Source organism: Actinomadura sp. 9N407 (assembly GCF_044326315.1).
In the GTDB taxonomy this organism is placed as follows: Bacteria; Actinomycetota; Actinomycetes; order Streptosporangiales; family Streptosporangiaceae; genus Spirillospora.
In genome coordinates this window covers 1-639 of the sequence record NZ_JBIRAW010000083.1, presented here as the reverse complement: position 1 = coordinate 639, position 639 = coordinate 1, and the positions used below count along the sequence as shown (strand labels likewise).

Sequence of the window (639 nt, the reverse complement as noted above, 5' to 3'; positions counted from 1 at the left end):
AAGCCCGTGGCCCAACCACCTTGTGTGGGGGGAGCGGTCGAAGGTGGGGCCGGCGATTGGGACGAAGTCGTAACAAGGTAGCCGTACCGGAAGGTGCGGCTGGATCACCTCCTTTCTAAGGAGCACAGCTGGCCACGGTGACCTCTCTTGCAGGGGTGGTGTGGTCGGTGGCCGCCGTTGACGGCGTATGTCCGTCAGGTGGCTGCTCATAGATGTGGAGCACTGGCTACTCAAGCTGCTGTTCATGCGGCCCGGTTAGTACCGCCTCCTTCGGGGGGTGGGGAACGCGGGTGTCGGGTGGGCGGGGGTTTGGACACGCTGTTGGGTCCTGAGGAAACGGACCCTTCAGCCCCCACGAGCACACGTTGGTGTGTGGTTGGGGGCTGGGGTGTTTCTTCATGGATTGCGGGACCGGTTCCCTGCGCCTTCGCGGGTGGTGGGGCTGGTGGTTCCGGTTGTTTTTTGAGAACTGCACAGTGGACGCGAGCATCTCTGAGCAAGACCTTCGGGTTTTGTTCTCTGTTGCAAATTTGTTGATCGCTTTGTGTGTTCAAGTTTTTAAGGGCACACGGTGGATGCCTTGGCATCAGGAGCCGATGAAGGACGTGGGAGCCTGCGATATGCCTCGGGGAGTCGGCA

2 rRNA genes are annotated in these 639 nt (G+C 60.7%); both read left to right on the top strand.

The annotated features are described in order from the left end of the window. A 16S ribosomal RNA gene (locus tag ACH34Q_RS46975) occupies positions 1 to 115 on the top strand; the annotation flags it as partial. Positions 116 to 548: 433 nt separating this feature from the next. Next, positions 549 to 639 (top strand): 23S ribosomal RNA (locus ACH34Q_RS46970); the annotation flags it as partial.